The sequence below is a fragment of the Methylobacterium terricola genome (assembly GCF_006151805.1).
Classification (GTDB): Bacteria; Pseudomonadota; Alphaproteobacteria; order Rhizobiales; family Beijerinckiaceae; genus Methylobacterium; species Methylobacterium terricola.
Window position 1 is genome coordinate 127,084 of the sequence record NZ_VDDA01000007.1, and the last position, 16,778, is coordinate 143,861.

Below are 16,778 nucleotides of genomic sequence, written 5' to 3' on the forward strand. Positions count from 1 at the left end.
CGGATCGGGGTGGGGCCCATCGTCGAGGAGGATCAGAGCCTGATGAATACGGCCCCATCCATCCCCTGGACCTATGCCCGCCTCGCCGGCCTGCCGTTGGCCTGGCGCCGGCGCCTCCTGCGCATGATCCTGACGGCGCGCAGGCTGCCCGGCCGCCTCACGGGCCGGCGCGACGATACCGGCTTTGCCGCCACCTTCGAGAGCGTGCTGCGCCTGCCACGCCGCGAATCCCTGCGCCTGTCGGCGGCGGCCCACCATCACGACGCCGCCACCGAACTCGAATGGTGCGCCCTGCACCGGCGCCCGGTCGCGGCAATCCGGCGCGACATGGACCGCGTCACCATCACCGCGCCCGAGGTGATGGAGCGCGTCGCCACCGGGGGCCGGCCGGTGATCCTGGCGCCGCTCCACATGGGCGCCTACGTGCTCGGCCTCGCCACCCTGCTGCTGCGGTACTTCCCCGGCCGGCCGATGCTGGTGCTGCGCCAGCGCGACGACCTGGCGCTGGAGACGCAAGTGATCGAGCGGCTGCGCGAGACCGGGGCCGACGTGCGGTTCCTTAACGTCAGCGCGCGGGCCGATTTCCTCTCGGCGGTGCGCTTTGCCCAGAAGGGCGCGGTGATCGTGGTGTTCTGCGACCTCGCCCCCTCCTACGGCGCGCCGGCCGAGATGCCGATGTTCGGGCTGCCGTTCCGCTTCGCCTTCGGCACCGATACCCTGGCCCGGCTCACCGGCGCGACCGTGGTGCCGCTCGCCACCACCATGGACGATCACGGCGACACGGTGACCATCGGCCAGCCCTTCGAGGTCCGGGGCGGCGCGGCGGAGGAGCGCGTGCAGGTCACCGAGATCATGCGCCGGCACCTCCAGGCGGCGATCGCGGCCAGGCCGGAACAGTGGCATCTCTGGCCGTCGCTCGCCGATTATTTACCCTCGTCTGCCACGATGCACGACAACTCTCCGGCAGGCGGGGAGGCGCCGCACACCCTCGCGGCGTAAGGTCTCGCGAGCGGACAGTCGATGAGCGAACCCGCGGCGCCTCCCCCTGCGGAGGCCAGTTTCCAGCGTCGGCGGATCAGCGGCACCGTCCACCTCCAGCACGACCGCGGCAGCCTCTGGATGGCGTGGTTCTTCGGTGCGATCATCGTGGTCATCGTGGCGAGCCTGTTCCTCGGCCGCCTCGCCCGCTCGGAATCGGTGCGCGGCTACGTCTCCGCGGCATCGGGCCTGACCCGCCTCGACGCCCAGGCCGCCGGCATCGTCCGGGAGATCGCCGTCAAGCAGGGCGATACCGTCACGCGCGGCCAGCGCCTGATGCAGGTGCAGCTGCGCGAGCAGACGACCGGGGGCGTCTCGACCGTCGGCGCCACGCTCCGCAGCCTGCAGGAGCGCCGCACCGGCCTCGCCGCCGAGGCGGCCCGCCTCACCGCCTATCTCGAGTCGACCCGCGGCGACCGCGACGAGACCGAGCGCAACGTCGCCGCGGTCGTCCGCGCCCTCGACGAGCAGGAGCGCACCCTCAAGGAGGGCTTGCGCCAGCAGGAGGAGATGGTCTCCCGGGTCGAGGCCTACCTGAAGCAGGGCTACGCCACCCGCGAGACCCTCAACGGCCAGCGCCGCGCCGCCCTCGACTATGCCCGCCAGATCGCCGAGCTGCGTGCCCGCCGGGCCGAATTGAAGCAGGGCACGTCGGAGCGCCTGCGGGCGCAACGCACCGGCGACACCGAGAAAGCCGCCCAGCTCGCCTCGACCCGCAACGAATTGAGCGCCATCGAGGCGCAGATCACCGCGCTCGGCGCCCAGTCGCGCATCGACGTGGTGGCCCCTACCGACGGCCAGGTCGCCGGCCTCTACGTCCAGCCCGGCGATTCGGTCACCGCCGACCAGGTGGTGGCGATCCTCGGCGACACCCGGGCCGATCCCCTGATCGTGCTCGAAGTGCCGGCCCGGGCGATCGGGCTCGCCAAGGTCGGGCAGGAGGTGGTGCTCAAGTACGACGCCTTTCCGTTCAAGACCTTCGGCATCGCCAAGGGGGCGATCGCGGTGATCTCCGGCACGCCTCTGCGCAACCCGATGCTCGCTTCCGCGGATGACGGCACCGGCGACGCGGCCGGGGCCGCCGCCGCCGCGCGCCAATCCGTCTACCGGGTCGAGGTGCGGCCCGAGTCACGCACCATGCGCGCCTACGGGATCGACGAGCCGATCCGCATCGGCTCGACGCTCTCGGCCGACATCGTGGTCGAGCGGCGGCGGCTGATCGACTGGATGCTCGATCCGATCCGGGCGATGCGCGGCAGGGGATGATGATCCGATGACCGACTGGCTCAAGCGCGCGCTCGCGCCCAAGCGCCGGGTGCGCGCGATCCTGCAGAACGAGGCCAACGAGTGCGGCCTCGCCGCCCTGGCGATGGTGGCGAACTACCACCGCCACGACATCGACCTCGCTTACTTGCGGGCCCTGTTCCCGCTGTCGCGCAACGGCATGACGCTCGCCAGCATCGTGACGCTGGCCGACAGCCTCGGGCTCGATGCCAGCGGCTACGCCCTCGACGGCGTGACCGAGCTGGAGCAGGTGGCGCTGCCGGCGATCCTGCACTGGCGCGGCAACCACTTCGTGGTGCTGGAGCGGATCTCCCGCGGCCGCTACCACGTCCAGGACCCTGAATTCGGATTGCGCATCTACGAGCGCGCCGACATGGAGCGGCTGTTCGGCGGCATCGTCCTCGAATTCGCGCCGCGGATGGACTTCAAGGCGATCAAGGTCGGCGGGCGGCTCAAGCTGTTCGACATCCTGCGCAGCGCTCGAGGCCTCGGCGGCACGGTCTGGCAGATCACCCTGGTCTCGGTGGCGATCTCGCTCCTGGGCCTCACCACCCCGGTGCTGCTCCAGATCGCGCTCGACGTCGTGATCCCGCAGGTCGATCTCGACCTGATGCAGATGCTGGCCGCCGGGCTCGTCCTGATGATGCTGTTCGAGGCGTTCGGGCAGTGGCTGCGCGGCTACATCTCCTTACGCGCCGCGACGCTGCTCCAGCTGCAGTTCACCCGCAACGTCGTCGGCCACGCGCTGCGGCTGCCGCTGAGCTACTTCGAATTGCGCCACCCCGGCGACTTCGTCACCCGGATCCAGTCGATCGATACGATCCGCAACTTCATGGTCGGGGGCCTGGTGACGTCGTTCGCCGATATCGGCACGTCGTTCCTGCTGGTCGGGCTGATGTACTACTACTCGCCCGTCATGGCCTCGATCACGCTGGGCACGCTCGCCGCGGTGCTGGCGATGCGCTTCGTCACCTTCCCGACCCTCGACCGCGCCACCGCCGGCTCGCTCGAGGCGCGTTCGCAGGAGCAGGCCAGCCTGATCGACGGCTTGCAGCGCATCGGCGCGCTCAAGGCGCATAACAGCACCGAACTGTTCGCCATGACCTGGTTCGAGAGCTTCGCGCGCTTCGCCAATCTCGATTTCCGGGCGAAGAAGGCCGGGCTCGACGCCGAGCTCATGATGCACGTCGTCATCGCGCTTAGCACCGTGACGACGCTCTATCTCGGCATCACCGGCGTCATCAAGAACACGCTCACCATCGGCACGCTCTACGCCTTCATCGCGCTGCGCGGCGACTTCTTCGAGCGGGTCAACCACCTGACCACGAGCCTGCTGCAGCTCGCCACCCTGAAGGTCCACGTCGCCCGCCTGGACGACGTCATCGGCCAGGCGCCGGAGGAGGGCCTGCACGAGGCGGGCGTCCACCGGGCGATCCGCCGGGAGATCAAGGTCGAGGACGTGACGATCCGCTTCGGCCGCGGCGACGAGCCGATCCTGACCGGGGCCTCGCTCACCATCGATGTCGGCCGCTGCGAGACCATCGCGATCGTCGGCGCCTCGGGCTCCGGCAAGTCGTCGCTGATGCGGATCCTGGCGAGCCTCACCGAGCCCGCCACCGGCTCGGTCACGGTCGACGGCGTGCCCCTGAGCCAGTTCGGCAAGCGCGAGTACCGGGCCAATCTCGGCGTCGTCTTCGCCGATGACGGGCTGTTCGCCGGGACCGTCGCCGACAACCTGTCGCTGTTCGATCCTGCCGTGTCCCATGCCGAGATGGAGGCCGCGCTGATCCGCGTGTCCTTGCGCGACGAGATCGAGCGGCTGCCGCAGGGCTACGCCACCCACGTCTCGGAGGAGGGCAGCGTGCTCTCGACCGGCCAGCGCCGCCGCCTGCTGCTCGCCCGCGCGATCTGCCGCCGGCCGCGGCTGATGCTCCTCGACGAGGTGACGGCGAATCTCGATCCGGCGACCGAGACGGCCCTGGTCGAGAGCCTGAAGGGCGTGAAGGCCGCCAAGGTCTTCATCACCCATTCCGAGCGCCTGCTCGACCAGGTCGACCGGGTGTTCCGGATCGAGAACGGCCGCCTGACCGAGGATCCGCGCCCGCCGGAGAAGCCCGGGGTGCCGGAGGCGGCGTAATGCCAACGGTCGTTGAGGACGACCGTTGGCCCCGTTCTCGAATCGCCGCCAAGCCGCTGGTGTTGCATCGAGAATGCGAGATGGAGCAACGGCCCGACGCGTCGGCATCTCAGGCCGTGGGGCATAATACCGCCGCGCCGTCGGACGGATCGGTTCGAGGGCGCAAGGCAAGCCCGAACGGGCGCCGGCGCTGATGCGCCGGACGCCTTGGCATCGATACGTCGATGAAGGCGCGAGGGTATAAGCAGGGGGAAAGCCTGCTCGGCTCGCCCGACGAGGCTCGGCGCCCCCCGGGGTGAGACAGAAGCCGCATAAGCGGCGCCCGGAACGGCCGTTCCGAGGATTTTCTCGCCAAGGATCTTCTCGCCCACAATTTCTTCGCCGAGCCCGCGGAGCGAAAGGCCCGCCGCCCGACCTAACGATGGGCCGCCGCGGACGTGGAGCGGGCCCCGCGGCGGCTAGATTTTTACCGGAGGTCATTTTATCGTGGCGGGCGAACGAGAGTTCGATACTTCATCCAGCAGGACAGACGCATGCCCGTGACTGGCCGCATCTTGGTGACGGCGATGCTGGCTGGGTTGGCTGCATTGCCGCTTGCGACAGAAGACGCACGGGCCGCATCGGCGACCATCGTGGCCCTCGGCGCCAGCAATACGGAGGGGATGAAGCTCACCACCGCGGAGGCCTACCCCGCACAACTGGAGCGCATCCTCCGCGCGAAGGGCCTCGACGTCTCGGTCATCAATGCAGGCGTGAGCGGCGACACGTCCGAGGGCATGCTCAACCGTCTCGGGTCGAGCGTGCCGGACGGGACGAGGGTGGTGATCCTACAGCCGGGCGACAACGACGGTCGGGGCGGCCGGCGGCAGGGCGGTCGTATCGTCGACCCGGCGCAATCGGCATCCAATCTCGACGCCTTGATCACGCAGTTGCAGGCACGAGGCATCGCGGTCGCCGTTTTCAACGGGCTTGGCGGCGCAGGGCGCGAGGCGGCCATGCGACATCGCGCGGTTTTCCTGGGTCGGTTCTCCGCCGGCATTCCCGACACCGCGCGGCAGCCCGATGGGCAGCATCTCACGGCCGAGGGCTACGGGATGGTCGCGCAGCGCATTGCGCCGAAGATCAGCGCGATGCTCGGTCGGCGCGGTCGCTGAGGATCGGCGCCGGGCAGTCATACCCTCGCGCCTCGGCATCGACACGTCGATGCGAAGGCGTCCGGCGCATCGGCGCCGGCGCCCGTTCGGGCTTGCCTTGCGCCGTCGAACCGATCCGTTCGAAGGCGCGGCGGGATAGACGATGCCCGCGTGATCGCTCAAGCGTGCGGAGCCGCAGGCTCCACCGCGGGGCTGATGATCCGCTTTTCGGAGAAACCTCACGGATATCGCATCATCCCTCGACGCATCGGCGATCGGGGCCCATGGCATGAGGCGCCCCGCAGAGGGGACCTGGGCGATCCGGATCGGGCCCCGGTCTCGCCCAACGCCGCCGACCCGCCTTACCGCGCCTCGTCCGCCCGCGATACCCGGAGCACCGGCGCCGGGAACGATCTCGCGGCCGGCGGGCTGCTGCCGCGCAAGCCCGGCGGCGCTTCAGGCGGGACACCCGCGAGGGAGCGACGCAGGGCAGGGGGCGGCGGAGGCGCGACCGCGTCGAAGCGACGGGCCGGCGATCCGCCGGGAGCGGCGTCGAGGAGCGCCGCCGCGGCGGCGAGCTGGAGCGATTGGCCGTCGCGCTCGTTCAGCACGATCTCCGCCGCCACCTCGGCATTGGCGAGCTCGCCGCGGATGTTCAACTCGTCGAGGACGGTGCGGAAGCCCGCGGCGCGCTCGATCCCGAACCCCCGCATCGTCTCGCGCAGCTCGCGGATCCGCACCACCAGCTGGGTGTATTGCTCGGCCGTCGCCTGGCGCCGGGCGAAGGCGATGCGGGCCGAGGTGAGGGTCGCGAGCTCGCGGTCCTGCGCCTCGTAGCCGCGCTGGCGTGCCAGCGCCGAGGCCTCGCCGATCCGCGGCAGGGTGCCGGGCTCGTAGAGCGGGACGGTCGCCACCACCCGGGTCGTGGTGTCGGTGATCCGGTCGAGGACCGGGCTGTAGCCGATCTGCGCGACCTTCGAGAATTGCAGGTTGACCTTCGGCAGCAGGTCGGAGAGCGCCGCCTTGGCCTGGTAGCCCGCGGCCTCCGCCTCGAGCTGGGACGCCGCGATGTCGGGATTGGCCTTGCGCACCAGCTCGGCGAAGGCGTCGGCGCTGCGCGGCAGCCCGTCGGGCAGGCGCGGCGGCAGCATCCTCTCGGGCAGCATGCGGGTCAGCCGCGTGAAGTCGAGCCGGGACGCCGTCAGGTCGGCCTGCGCCCGCACCCGCAGGGCCTCGGCCTCCTGCACCCGCGAGCGGGCGAGCGCCACGTCGGTGCGGGTCGCGTCGTTGAGCTCGAGCTGCTTCTCGGTGAAGGCGGCAATCCGCTGGATCGCCGCCGCTTGCGCGTCCCGCGCCGCGAGGATCCGGGTGTCGCGCAGCACCGCGATATAGGCGATGGCGGTGTCGAGCAGCACCTGCTGGCGCCGGCCGATCAGGAGGAGCCGGCCCGATTCGGCGAGCACCCGGGCCGATTGGTAGCTGTTCCAGCGCCGGAAGCCGTCAAAGAGCGGCAGGTTCGCCGAGAGCCCGACCACCGTCGGCGAACGCCGCGGGGTCGAGTCGAGCCCGACCACCGGGGGCGCAGCGTCGGGCGAGTAGGTGATGCGGCTGCGCAGCGGCCGGTCGGCCGTGAAGGCGACCGTGGGCATGAACGCGTCGATCGCGCCGCGCAGGCGCTCCTCGGCCCCGTCCTGGCGCGCCCGCTCGGCCCGCAGCACGAAGCTCGACTCCAGCGCCGCCGCGGAGGCCTCCTCAAGGCTCTGCGCCCGCGCCGCGCCGGCAGCGCCCGCCAGGATCGCCAGGAGGCAGCCCAGCCCCTCCAACCTCGCGCGCCGCACCGGCATCTGATCTCCGAAGGATGTGGGAGCGCCGGCCGTCTCGCAAGGCTTCGCCCCCGTGAAGGGTTCGTCCCGGCAAGGCCGCCGCGAACGGCCGCTCTCTTCTTCGCGCAACAGGGTGAAGGAAGCCTTACCTACGGACACGAACTCTCACGGGCCTCGGCCGGGCAGGACAACGATGCCGTATTGACGACGATGATTGGCCGAACCTCTCGACATATCAAGACCGTACCCTGCGGATGCAGCGTCGATCGACCGATGATGATTGAAAATGTCCGGAACGGCGACCGGTCGATACTCGGGCCGAGCGGCCAGATCGAGAGCTTTCCGGCGTCATTCGGCGGGCAGGACCACCCCGGGCTTGGCCGCATCCGGCCCGCGCCCCCGCTCCGGCGCGCCGCCCAGCGGGCCGACCGCGATCGAGCGCAGCAGGGTCGCCCGGGCGGTGCGCAGATGGGCCCGGCAGGTCTGGTCGATCTGGCGCAGGTCGCGCGAGCGCAGGGCGGCGATGTAGTCCAGATGCTCGCGCAGGGCGACGCGATTGCGCTCCTTCTCGTCTGACTTGTCCCATTGGTAATGGTAGTGGAAGATGATCGAGATCACATCGTAGAAGTCGCGAATGAACCGGTTGCGCGAGGTGTCGTGGATGAGCCGGTGCAGCCGCTCGTCGAGGCGCGAGAAGTCGCGATAGCGCGCGTCGATCTCGGAAAGCAGGGCGTGATGCTCGCGCTCGATCGAGGCCAGCTCGGCCCAGGCCGGCGAGTCCGGCGCCAGCTCGACGAAGCGGCGGGCCGAGCGCAACTCGAACATCTCGCGGATCTCGTAGATCTCGGCGGCGAAGTCCGGCGTCACCCCGGCGAAGATCCAGCCGCTGTTCTCGCGCCGCTTCAGCAGCCCGAACTGGCTGAACCGGGTCAGGTATTCCCGCACAGCCGTGGTCGAGACGCCGAACAGGCGGGCCAGTTCCGAGGTGTTGACCACCTGGCCCGGGCGGCAATCGCCCTGCAGCACCCATTGCATGAACTTGCGCTCGACGGCCTCGGCCACCGTCTCGGTCTCGAAGCCCGGGAAGTAATCCTCCGGCACCGGGTGGCGGATCAGGCGCCGCCGCGTCCCGTCCGTCCCGACGATGCCGGCGGCCGCCAGACCCGACAGCACGCCCCGCACCGTGGTGCGGCTGACCTCCAGCGCGTCCGACAGCTCGGCCTCCGAGACGCCCCAGGACCCGAGCGGCCGCGCCGCCAGCGTAGACAAGCAGTGGTTGTAGGCCCGCTTATGGACCGTGTTCGCCCGCATCCCGCCCTCCCAGGGGCACGATTCCAGCACGCCGGCCCGGACTCGTCCACTCGCCCCCACGGCGGTTTTTCGCACATAAAAAACCGATTGACAGCCACGGTCGCACGGTTCTTTATGCATGATAATACATAAGACCTACCCGGTGAGGACACGCCCTTGGCCCTGAACGGCAGCATCTCCGCCTTCGCGGCGCGTTCCGCATGAGCGCCGCCCACGAGACGTCCTCCGCCCGGCCCGGGCGAGTCGTCCAGTTCGGCACCAGCCGCTTCCTGCAGGCCCATGCCGACCTGTTCATCCACGAGGCGCGCGAGGCCGGCCAGGCGGTCGGCCCGGTCGCGGTGGTGCAGACCTCCGGCAGCGCCGCCCGGGCGGGGCGCGTCGCCGCCTTCGGGGCGCCGGGCGGGTATCCGGTGATCATCCGTGGCATCGAGGACGGCGTCGCGGTCGAGCGGCAGGTCACCGTCACCAGCATCGACCGCGGCCTCTCGGCCACGACCGACTGGGACGCCGTGACGGCCCTGTTCGTCGACGAGGCCGAGATCGTCCTCTCCAATACCGGCGATACCGGCTACGCGATTGCGGCGGCGGATCGCGGTCCGAGCCTGATCGAGGCGGCGCCGCCGGCGTCGTTCCCCGGCAAGCTGACCCAGCTCCTCTACCGCCGCTGGCAGGCCGGCGGGCGCCCGCTCACGGTGCTGCCCTGCGAGCTGATCAACCGCAACGGCCGGGTGTTGCAGGATCTGGTCCTTCACCTCGCCACGGAGGCCGGCCTGCCGGAGCAGTTCCGGACCTGGCTGCGCGCGGACGTGATCTTCACCGACACCCTCGTCGACCGGATCGTCTCCGAGCCGATCGAGCCCGTCGGCGCCGTGGCCGAGCCCTACGCCCTATGGGCGATCGAGCGCCGGCCGGGCCTCGCGCTCCCGTGCGAGCATCCCTGCATCGTCCTCGCCGACGATCTCGAACCCTACGAGCGGCTGAAGCTGCACATCCTCAATCTCGGCCACACGGTCCTCGCCGAGATCTGGCAGCGCGAGGGCCGGCCGGCCGACGAGACCGTGCGCGCGATCCTCGCCGATCCGGCGGTCCGGGCGCGGCTCGACGCGCTCTACCGCGACGAGGTGGTGCCGGGCTTCGCCGCCCGCGGGATGGAGGCGCAGGCCGAGGCTTACGTCGCCGCCACCCTCGACCGGTTCCTCAACCCGTCGCTGAACCACCGGCTCGCCGACATCGCCCAGAACCACGTCCAGAAGGTCGCGCGGCGGGTGAACGCCTTCCTGGCCTGGGTCGAGGAGGCGGGCGCCAGCTTGCCCGCCCCGGTGTTGCGGGCGCTCGCCGCCGCCTACCCGCAAGCGGACGCGGCATGACCTACCAATTCGACTTCGCGTCCTTGCTGCCATACTGGCGCGACTTCGCCGCCGGCGTCTGGCTCACGCTCCAGCTCTCGGCGGTGGCGACGGTGCTCGGCTTCGTCGGCGGCGCGCTCTGCGCCATCGCCCGGGCCGACGGGCCGCCCTGGCTCAGGCGGGCCGTGGGGGCCTATGTCGAGGTGATCCGCAACACGCCGCTGCTCGTCCAGATCTTCCTGGTCTATTTCGGCATCGCGGTGCTGGGCTTGAGGGTCGACGCCAACGTCGCGGCGGTCGCGGCGCTGGTCGTCAACGTCGTCGCCTATACGTGCGAGATCATGCGCGCCGGGATCGAGAGCATCCACCGGGCGCAGGTCGAGGCGGGCGAGTGCCTGGGGCTGAACCGCCGCCAGATCTACTGGCACGTGGTGCTGCGCCCGGCGATCGAGCGGGTCTACCCGGCGCTGGTCAGCCAGTACGTGCTCCTGATGCTCGCCTCGTCGATCTGCTCGCAGATCTCGGCCGAGGAGCTGACGGCGGTGGCGAACCGCATCCAATCCGACACCTTCCGCAGCTTCGAGACCTACATCGCCGTCGGCCTCGTCTACCTCGCCCTGTCCTTCGTGGTGCGATGGGCCTTCTGGGGCTTCGGCCTCCTCGTCTTCACCCGCCGGCGCAAGCTCGGCACGGCCCTCTAGCGGGGAGGGGAGCGATGCCCACTTTCGGACCCCAGCACCTCTGGTTCCTGCTCCAGGCCGCGGGCTGGACGCTGGCGCTCTCCGCCATCGCCTTCGTCGGCGGCGGCCTCCTCGGCTTCGGCGTGGCGCTCGCCCGCATCTCGCGCAACCGCGTCGTGCGGGGCGCGGCATCCGCCTACGTGCAGGTGGTGCAGGGCACGCCGCTGCTGATCCTGCTGTTCATGATCTATTTCGGCCTCGCCATTGCGGGCTTCGACCAGCTGCCGGCGCTGATCGCGGCGGGAGCGGGCTTGACCATCTACGCCTCGGGCTTCCTCGGCGAGATCTGGCGCGGCTGCATCGAGGCGGTGCCGAAGACCCAGTGGGAGGCGGCGGAATGCCTGGCCCTGTCGCCCTGGCAGCGCCTGACCCGGGTGGTGCTGCCGCAGGCGATGCGCCTCGCCACCGCGCCGACGGTCGGATTCCTGGTCCAGATCGTCAAGAACACCTCGCTCGCCTCGGTCGTGGGCTTCGTCGAGCTGTCGCAGGCGGGCAAACTCATCAACAACTCGATCTTCCAGCCCTTCATCATCTTCGTGACCGTGGCGATGTTCTACTTCGCCATCTGCTATCCGCTGTCGGCCTGGAGCCGCGGGCTGGAGAGGAGGCTCAATGTCGGCCGTCGTTAAGCTTGCCAACGTCCACAAGAGCTTCGGCCCGCTGAAGGTCCTGGACGGCGTCTCGTTCGAGGTCGGCCGCGGCGAGGTGGTGGCGTTGATCGGCCAGTCCGGCTCCGGGAAATCCACTGCGCTGCGCTGCATCAACGCCCTCGAGACGATCGAGGCGGGAGCGATCGAGGTCTGCGGCCACGCGATCCACGCGCCCACCCTCGACAAGCGGGCCTTGCGGCTCTCCGTCGGCATCGTCTTCCAGAGCTACAACCTCTTCCCGCACCTCACCGCGCTCCAGAACATCATGCTGGCCCCGACCTGCGTGAAGGGCCTCAAGCGCAAGGACGCGCACGACCTGGCGATGGAGTGCCTGACCCGGGTGGGACTGTCCGAGAAGGCGGGGCATTACCCCGAGCAGCTCTCCGGCGGTCAGCAGCAGCGGGTCGCCATCGCCCGGTCGCTGGCCATGCAGCCGCAGGTGATGCTGTTCGACGAGGTCACCTCCGCCCTCGACCCGCAGCTCACCGCGGAGGTGCTGAAGGTCATGGAGGATCTGGCCCGCGGCGGCATGACCATGATCCTGGTCACCCACGAGATGGGCTTTGCCCGCCGCGTCGCCGGCACCGTCATCTACATGCGCCAGGGCCGGGTCTGGGAGACCCTGGCCGGCCGCGACCTCGACAACCCGCAAACGCCCGAGCTGCGCGACTTCGTCGGCAGCGGGCTGTAAGACCAAAGGAGACTTAGGGATGAAGCGCAGGACCTTCCTGGCCGGCGGCGTCGCGGCCGCCGCCACCCTGGCGATGCCGGCCCTCGCCGACACGCTCGACACGATCAGGAGCCGCAAGAAGCTGCTCGTCGCCCTCGATCTCGGCTCGCCGCCCTTCGGCATGACCGACGCCGCGATGCAGCCGACCGGCTCCGACGTCGAGACCGCCCGGCGGCTCGCCGCCGAGTGGGAGCTGCCGCTGGAGATCGTGCAGGTGACGAGCCCGAACCGGGTGCCGTTCCTGCTCACCGGCAAGGCCGACATGGTCATCGCCTCGTTCAGCGTGAACGAGGAGCGCCAGAAGGTGATCGACTTCTCGGATCCCTACGGGGTGATCCAGGCGGTGATCGCCGGGCCGAAGGACCGTGAGGTCAAGGATTACGCCGCGGTCGTCGGCAAGCGCCTCGGCACCACCCGCGGCAGCACCAACGACAAGGAGGCGACCGCCCGCGCCCAGGGCGCCCAGATGGTGCGCTACGACGACGACGCCACGCTGATCACCGCGATGGTCTCGGGGCAGGTCGACATGGTGGCGACCTCGCCGCAGGTCATGAACACCGCCAATGCCCGGAAGCCCCCGGCACCGTTCGAGACCAAGATCGTGATGCGGACGTTCCCGTACGCGATCGGCATCCGCAAGGGCGAGCCCAAGCTGCAGACCGCGCTGAACGAGTGGGTGCGCAAGAACCTGCGCAACGGCGAGCTCAACGCGATCTACAAGAAGTACCACGGCAGCGACCTGCCGCCCGAGATGCTGGCGTAACCGGAAGATTGGCGCGACCTCCCTCCTCCTCCCGACGGATCCCGGGCGTGTCCGGGATCCGCAAGCGAGGACCGACGTCGGTGCGGGGAGAGGGCCGTGTTCCCGTTCAGGAAATGCGGCGAGGGGAGGCGCAGCCGGAGCGAGGCCGAGGGGTGTGTCCGGAGGAGCCTCTTCCGGCACCTCACCCTCGCCCTGCGGCCTTGCCGCGCCCTCCGAACGAGGGCGCGGCTCTCCCCCCGCCCGCCGGGCGACAGGAAGGCACGCGCTTCATCTTCGCACCACCAGCCCATCCCCCTCTCTTCTTCCGAAAGATCCCCACCCATGAAGGTGCTCATCTGCGACGAGCCGGGCCGCCTGCGGCTGACCGAGCGGCCGGAGCCGGTCCCGGCCGAGGGCGAGGCGCTGGTGCGCATCCGCCGGGTCGGGATCTGCGGGACCGACTTCCACATCTACCAGGGCAAGCACCCGTTCCTGCAATATCCGCGGGTGATGGGCCACGAGCTGTCGGGCACGATCGAGCGCGCCCCGGCCGGAAGCGGGCTCGAGGCGGGCCAGAACGCCTACATCGTGCCCTACCTGTCCTGCGGACATTGCGTCGCCTGCCGAAAAGGCGTGACCAATGCCTGCCAGAACATCAGCGTGCTCGGCGTCCACTGCGACGGCGGCATGGCCGAGCTGATCAGCGTGCCGGCGCGGAACGTCGTGCCGGTCGGCGACATCCCGCTCGACGACGCCGCGATGATCGAGTTCCTGGCGATCGGCGCCCACGGCGTGAAGCGCGGCGGCATCGGCGCCGGCGACCGCGTGCTGGTGGTCGGCTCGGGGCCGATCGGCATGTCGGCGGTGATCTTCGCCAAGGCGCGCGGCGCCCATGTCACCGTCATGGACCTGCGCGAGGACCGGCTGGCCTTCACGCACGATGCGCTCGGCGCCGACGCGCTGCTCGTGGCCTCCGACGACGCCGAGGCGAAGGCCGGGGCGGCGACCTCCGGCGACTTCTACGATTGCGTGATCGACTGTACCGGCAACCGCGCCGCCATGCAGCGCGGCTTCGGCTTCGTCGGCCATGGCGGGCGCTACGTGCTGGTGAGCGTAGTGCGCGACGACATCGTGTTCTCGGATCCCGAGTTCCACAAGCGCGAGACCACCCTGTTCGCCAGCCGCAACGCCCAACCCGACGACTTCGCCGAGGTGGTCCGCCAGATGCAGGCCGGCCGCGTGCCGACGCAGGCGTTGCGCACCCATCGCGGGCCGCTGGCGGCGGGGCCGGACCTGTTCCGCGACTGGCTGCGGCCGGAGGCAGGGGTGATCAAGGCGATCCTGGAGGTGTGATGCCGCAGCGCCTTCGAACGAACCCGTTCGACGGCGCAAGGCAAGCCCGGACGGGCGTCGGCGCTGAGGCGCCGGACGCCTTGGCATCGCCGTCTCGATGCCAAGGCGCGAGGGGATGAGGCGGGGCGCGGCGACGATCGGCCTGGGTCAGGAGCGACCGGCCCGCCCCTTCACGGGTTCACCCGCACCCCGACCAGATACGTGTCCGAGTGATAGCTCGACCCGATCGCGGTGCTCTTCAGCAATTCGCGGGCGTAGCTGGCGCGGATGCCGAGCCAGCGGTTGAGGCGGTAATCGAGCTTGAGGCCGGCGCTGTAGCCCTGCTCGCGGATGCTGGTGCCCTGGTAGTCGTTGTTGATCACCGTGCCGGTCAGCGTCAGGCGCAGGTTGCGGCGCAGGTCGTGGGTGATCTCGCCGACGAGGGTGCGGGTGAGGATGCCGCTCGCGCCGGGCACGATGGTCTCGATCACGCCGGTCGAGGCGCCGACCCGGACCGAGGTGAGCGGCGTCGCCGCCCAGGTCACGGCGCCATCGATCACCGGCCCGGTGATGTCGCGCAAGCGGCTGTCGGCATAGTGGCGCGACAGGTAGCCGGCCGAAACCTCGCCGGTGAGGAGCCGGCTGACCTCGAAGCTGGTGCCGCCGCGCACCGTGACCCCGCTGGAATCGCGGCGCAGGCCGAACTGGTCGACAGCGAAGTCGTGGATCCGGGTATCGACGAGGGTGTCGACGAAGGGGGTGAAGCCGGGCCGGATCTCGTAGCCGGTGCGCAGGCGCAGGCCGAACTGGTTGGCGTTGCGGTCGTCCTGGCGCAGGACCGTGCCGTTGGAGAGCTGGGCGTTCTCGAAGGTCTGGCGGTCGACGAGGCCCGCCACCGTCACCTGCAGCCGGTTGAAGCTCTGCGTCACCCCGACGGTGCCGCCATAGGCCGCGACGAGGGGCCGGTCGCGGACCTGGGCGTTGAGGTCCGGGCTGCCGGCGCGCTGGGTCGAGATCGCGTAGCGGCCCTCGATGTCGACCTTGGTGTCGCGGGCGACGTCGAGGCGCAGCCGCATCGCGCCGTCGCCGTCCGGCCGGTCGGCGTTGCGGTTGTCCGGATAGGTGAGATAGCCGAAGCGCAGGTCGCCGGTGAGCGAGTGGGCCGACCAGTCGCTGTCGACCCGCAGCTCGCCCTGGCTGCGCAGGGCCATCGAGCCGCGCCGCAGGATCGAGCGGTCGGGATTCGTGTCGTAGCCGACGCTCTGCTGGAAGGCCGGGAACAGGGTGAGGCTGCCGACCCGGATGCCGAGCGGCGCGTAGGGGTCGAGGGGGTCGATCGGCCGCCGGCGCAGCAGCGGCACCGCCCCGGCGATGTCGGGCAACCCGGAGACCGGGATCTGCACGGTCGGGCGCAGGCGCAGGTCGTCGGCGGTGCCCTGCCGGGTCGCCTGCCGGGTGATGGCGGTGGTCGGCGCCCGGGTCCGCCGCTGCGGCGGCGTGCGCAGGCGGGCGCCGGAGCGGGCGGCCGCACCCTGGCCCGCCCCCGCGCGGGGCAGCCCGCCCCGGAGCGCCGGGTTGGCGCCGCGCAGCGCGAAGGTGTCGGGATCCTGGCCGCCGGGCAGCGGGCCGGTGAGGCCCGGATCGGCCGCCTGCGACAGGGCCGACGCCGCTCCCGGTGCGGCGTTCTGTGCCTCGGCCGGGCCCGCGGCGAGGAGGGAGGCGGCCAGCACCAGGGCCGGGACTCCGGGGCCGACCTGTCCGGATGTTCGCCGTTCGTCCGCCACGGGCCTGCCGCTCCGCTCCGCCAGGACCCATCGGGGCGCCGGCTCCTCATAGTTAAGAGCGGTACAATGGTCAGGGTTAAGTCCCCGTAACTGACCCCGGGACAGTCTGTCCCGGCTCAAGATCCCGGCGGCGCCGCGTCCCCGGGGCCCAGCGCCCGCTGCATCAGCACCGTGTCGAGCCAGGTGCCGTGCTTCCAGCCGACCGACCGCAGCACTCCGACATGGCGGAAGCCGAGGGCGGCGTGCAGGCCGATCGAGGCGGCGTTGTCGGAATCGCCGATCACCGCCACCATCTGGCGGAATCCCCCTTGCGTCGCCGCGTCGATCAACTCCGCGAGGAGGCGGCGGCCGAGGCCGCGCCGGGCCTGGTCCGGCCGCACGTAGACCGAGGTCTCGACGGTGCCGCGATAGGCCGGCCGGGGTCGGTAGGCGCCGGCATAGGCGTAGGCGACGACCGCGCCGGCCCGCTCGGCGACGAGATAGGGATAGCCGCCGTCGACGAGCGCCGCGCGGCGCCGACCCATCTCCGCCAGGTCGGGCGGGTCGAGCTCGAACGAGGCGCGGCCGGTGGCGACCGCGTGGGCGTAGATCGCGGTCACCGCCGGCAGGTCGGCCTCAGCGCACGCGCGCAGCGTGACCCCGTCATCCTCCGCCATCGTGGTGATCCTCCGGTGAACAGGCGCGGTGGACATGCGCAGTGGGACTTGGACGGTGGACACGGGCCCGCC

Annotated in this window: 14 protein-coding genes; 10 read left to right on the top strand and 4 right to left on the bottom strand. The window is 70.7% G+C overall.

The window, feature by feature from the left end; translation table 11 throughout:
- The first annotated feature begins 42 nt into the window (after positions 1–42).
- The 4 genes from FF100_RS17530 (at position 43) to FF100_RS17545 (ending at position 5,613) form a co-directional block, all read left to right on the top strand.
- Positions 43–999 (top strand): LpxL/LpxP family acyltransferase, encoded by a 957-nt coding sequence (locus FF100_RS17530; RefSeq protein ID WP_171070219.1) that lies wholly within the window; start codon positions 43–45, stop codon positions 997–999.
- A gap of 21 nt (positions 1,000–1,020) precedes the next feature.
- Positions 1,021–2,304 carry an HlyD family secretion protein gene (locus tag FF100_RS17535; protein ID WP_139036971.1) on the top strand — a complete coding sequence of 428 codons (1,284 nt, stop codon included), beginning with the start codon at positions 1,021–1,023 and terminating at the stop codon, positions 2,302–2,304.
- Between the two features lie 7 nt (positions 2,305–2,311).
- Complete coding sequence (locus FF100_RS17540; RefSeq protein WP_139036972.1) at positions 2,312–4,459, top strand: peptidase domain-containing ABC transporter; 2,148 nt, start codon at positions 2,312–2,314, stop codon at positions 4,457–4,459.
- A gap of 533 nt (positions 4,460–4,992) precedes the next feature.
- Positions 4,993–5,613: a GDSL-type esterase/lipase family protein gene (locus FF100_RS17545; RefSeq protein WP_246102135.1), complete on the top strand. Its 621-nt coding sequence runs from the start codon at positions 4,993–4,995 to the stop codon at positions 5,611–5,613.
- Positions 5,614–5,954: 341 nt separating this feature from the next.
- Here FF100_RS17545 and FF100_RS17550 read toward each other — a convergent pair whose 3' ends face one another.
- Positions 5,955–7,436 (bottom strand): TolC family protein, encoded by a 1,482-nt coding sequence (locus tag FF100_RS17550; protein WP_139036973.1) that lies wholly within the window; start codon positions 7,434–7,436, stop codon positions 5,955–5,957.
- Between the two features lie 327 nt (positions 7,437–7,763).
- Positions 7,764–8,726 carry a GntR family transcriptional regulator gene (locus tag FF100_RS17555; protein ID WP_139036974.1) on the bottom strand — a complete coding sequence of 321 codons (963 nt, stop codon included), beginning with the start codon at positions 8,724–8,726 and terminating at the stop codon, positions 7,764–7,766.
- A gap of 200 nt (positions 8,727–8,926) precedes the next feature.
- Between FF100_RS17555 and FF100_RS17560 the strand changes: the two genes are divergently transcribed.
- From FF100_RS17560 to FF100_RS17585, 6 genes are all read left to right on the top strand, one after another.
- A complete protein-coding gene (locus FF100_RS17560) occupies positions 8,927–10,093 on the top strand; it encodes a mannitol dehydrogenase family protein (protein ID WP_139036975.1) in 1,167 nt (388 codons plus the stop codon).
- The gene (locus FF100_RS17565) at positions 10,090–10,773 is read left to right on the top strand and encodes an amino acid ABC transporter permease (protein ID WP_139036976.1); all 684 of its coding nucleotides are present in this window, start codon (positions 10,090–10,092) and stop codon (positions 10,771–10,773) included. Before FF100_RS17560 ends, FF100_RS17565 begins: the two co-directional genes overlap by 4 nt.
- Positions 10,774–10,787: 14 nt before the next feature.
- Positions 10,788–11,441 (top strand): amino acid ABC transporter permease, encoded by a 654-nt coding sequence (locus FF100_RS17570; RefSeq protein WP_139036977.1) that lies wholly within the window; start codon positions 10,788–10,790, stop codon positions 11,439–11,441.
- The gene (locus FF100_RS17575; protein WP_139036978.1) at positions 11,425–12,153 is read left to right on the top strand and encodes an amino acid ABC transporter ATP-binding protein; all 729 of its coding nucleotides are present in this window, start codon (positions 11,425–11,427) and stop codon (positions 12,151–12,153) included. Before FF100_RS17570 ends, FF100_RS17575 begins: the two co-directional genes overlap by 17 nt.
- Before the next feature lie 19 nt (positions 12,154–12,172).
- Positions 12,173–12,955 (top strand): transporter substrate-binding domain-containing protein, encoded by a 783-nt coding sequence (locus tag FF100_RS17580; RefSeq protein ID WP_139036979.1) that lies wholly within the window; start codon positions 12,173–12,175, stop codon positions 12,953–12,955.
- Between the two features lie 321 nt (positions 12,956–13,276).
- Positions 13,277–14,287 carry a zinc-binding alcohol dehydrogenase family protein gene (locus tag FF100_RS17585; protein WP_139036980.1) on the top strand — a complete coding sequence of 337 codons (1,011 nt, stop codon included), beginning with the start codon at positions 13,277–13,279 and terminating at the stop codon, positions 14,285–14,287.
- A 170-nt stretch (positions 14,288–14,457) separates the two neighbouring features.
- Here FF100_RS17585 and FF100_RS17590 read toward each other — a convergent pair whose 3' ends face one another.
- Together FF100_RS17590 and FF100_RS17595 are read right to left on the bottom strand one after the other, a co-directional pair.
- Positions 14,458–15,996, bottom strand: coding sequence for an outer membrane beta-barrel protein (locus FF100_RS17590; RefSeq protein WP_246102136.1), 1,539 nt, complete (start codon positions 15,994–15,996; stop codon positions 14,458–14,460).
- Positions 15,997–16,166: 170 nt separating this feature from the next.
- Positions 16,167–16,706 carry a GNAT family N-acetyltransferase gene (locus tag FF100_RS17595; protein WP_139036981.1) on the bottom strand — a complete coding sequence of 180 codons (540 nt, stop codon included), beginning with the start codon at positions 16,704–16,706 and terminating at the stop codon, positions 16,167–16,169.
- Positions 16,707–16,778 lie beyond the last annotated feature (72 nt).

Excerpts from the sequence above, each read along its gene's own strand:
- FF100_RS17530 (WP_171070219.1), top strand. The coding sequence starts at position 43 with ATGAATACGGCCCCATCCATCCCCTGGACCTATGCCCGCCTCGCCGGC.
- FF100_RS17535 (WP_139036971.1), top strand. The coding sequence starts at position 1,021 with ATGAGCGAACCCGCGGCGCCTCCCCCTGCGGAGGCCAGTTTCCAGCGT.
- FF100_RS17540 (WP_139036972.1), top strand. The coding sequence starts at position 2,312 with ATGACCGACTGGCTCAAGCGCGCGCTCGCGCCCAAGCGCCGGGTGCGC.
- FF100_RS17545 (WP_246102135.1), top strand. The coding sequence starts at position 4,993 with ATGCCCGTGACTGGCCGCATCTTGGTGACGGCGATGCTGGCTGGGTTG.
- FF100_RS17550 (WP_139036973.1), bottom strand. The coding sequence starts at position 7,436 with ATGCCGGTGCGGCGCGCGAGGTTGGAGGGGCTGGGCTGCCTCCTGGCG.
- FF100_RS17555 (WP_139036974.1), bottom strand. The coding sequence starts at position 8,726 with ATGCGGGCGAACACGGTCCATAAGCGGGCCTACAACCACTGCTTGTCT.
- FF100_RS17560 (WP_139036975.1), top strand. The coding sequence starts at position 8,927 with ATGAGCGCCGCCCACGAGACGTCCTCCGCCCGGCCCGGGCGAGTCGTC.
- FF100_RS17565 (WP_139036976.1), top strand. The coding sequence starts at position 10,090 with ATGACCTACCAATTCGACTTCGCGTCCTTGCTGCCATACTGGCGCGAC.
- FF100_RS17570 (WP_139036977.1), top strand. The coding sequence starts at position 10,788 with ATGCCCACTTTCGGACCCCAGCACCTCTGGTTCCTGCTCCAGGCCGCG.
- FF100_RS17575 (WP_139036978.1), top strand. The coding sequence starts at position 11,425 with ATGTCGGCCGTCGTTAAGCTTGCCAACGTCCACAAGAGCTTCGGCCCG.
- FF100_RS17580 (WP_139036979.1), top strand. The coding sequence starts at position 12,173 with ATGAAGCGCAGGACCTTCCTGGCCGGCGGCGTCGCGGCCGCCGCCACC.
- FF100_RS17585 (WP_139036980.1), top strand. The coding sequence starts at position 13,277 with ATGAAGGTGCTCATCTGCGACGAGCCGGGCCGCCTGCGGCTGACCGAG.
- FF100_RS17595 (WP_139036981.1), bottom strand. The coding sequence starts at position 16,706 with ATGGCGGAGGATGACGGGGTCACGCTGCGCGCGTGCGCTGAGGCCGAC.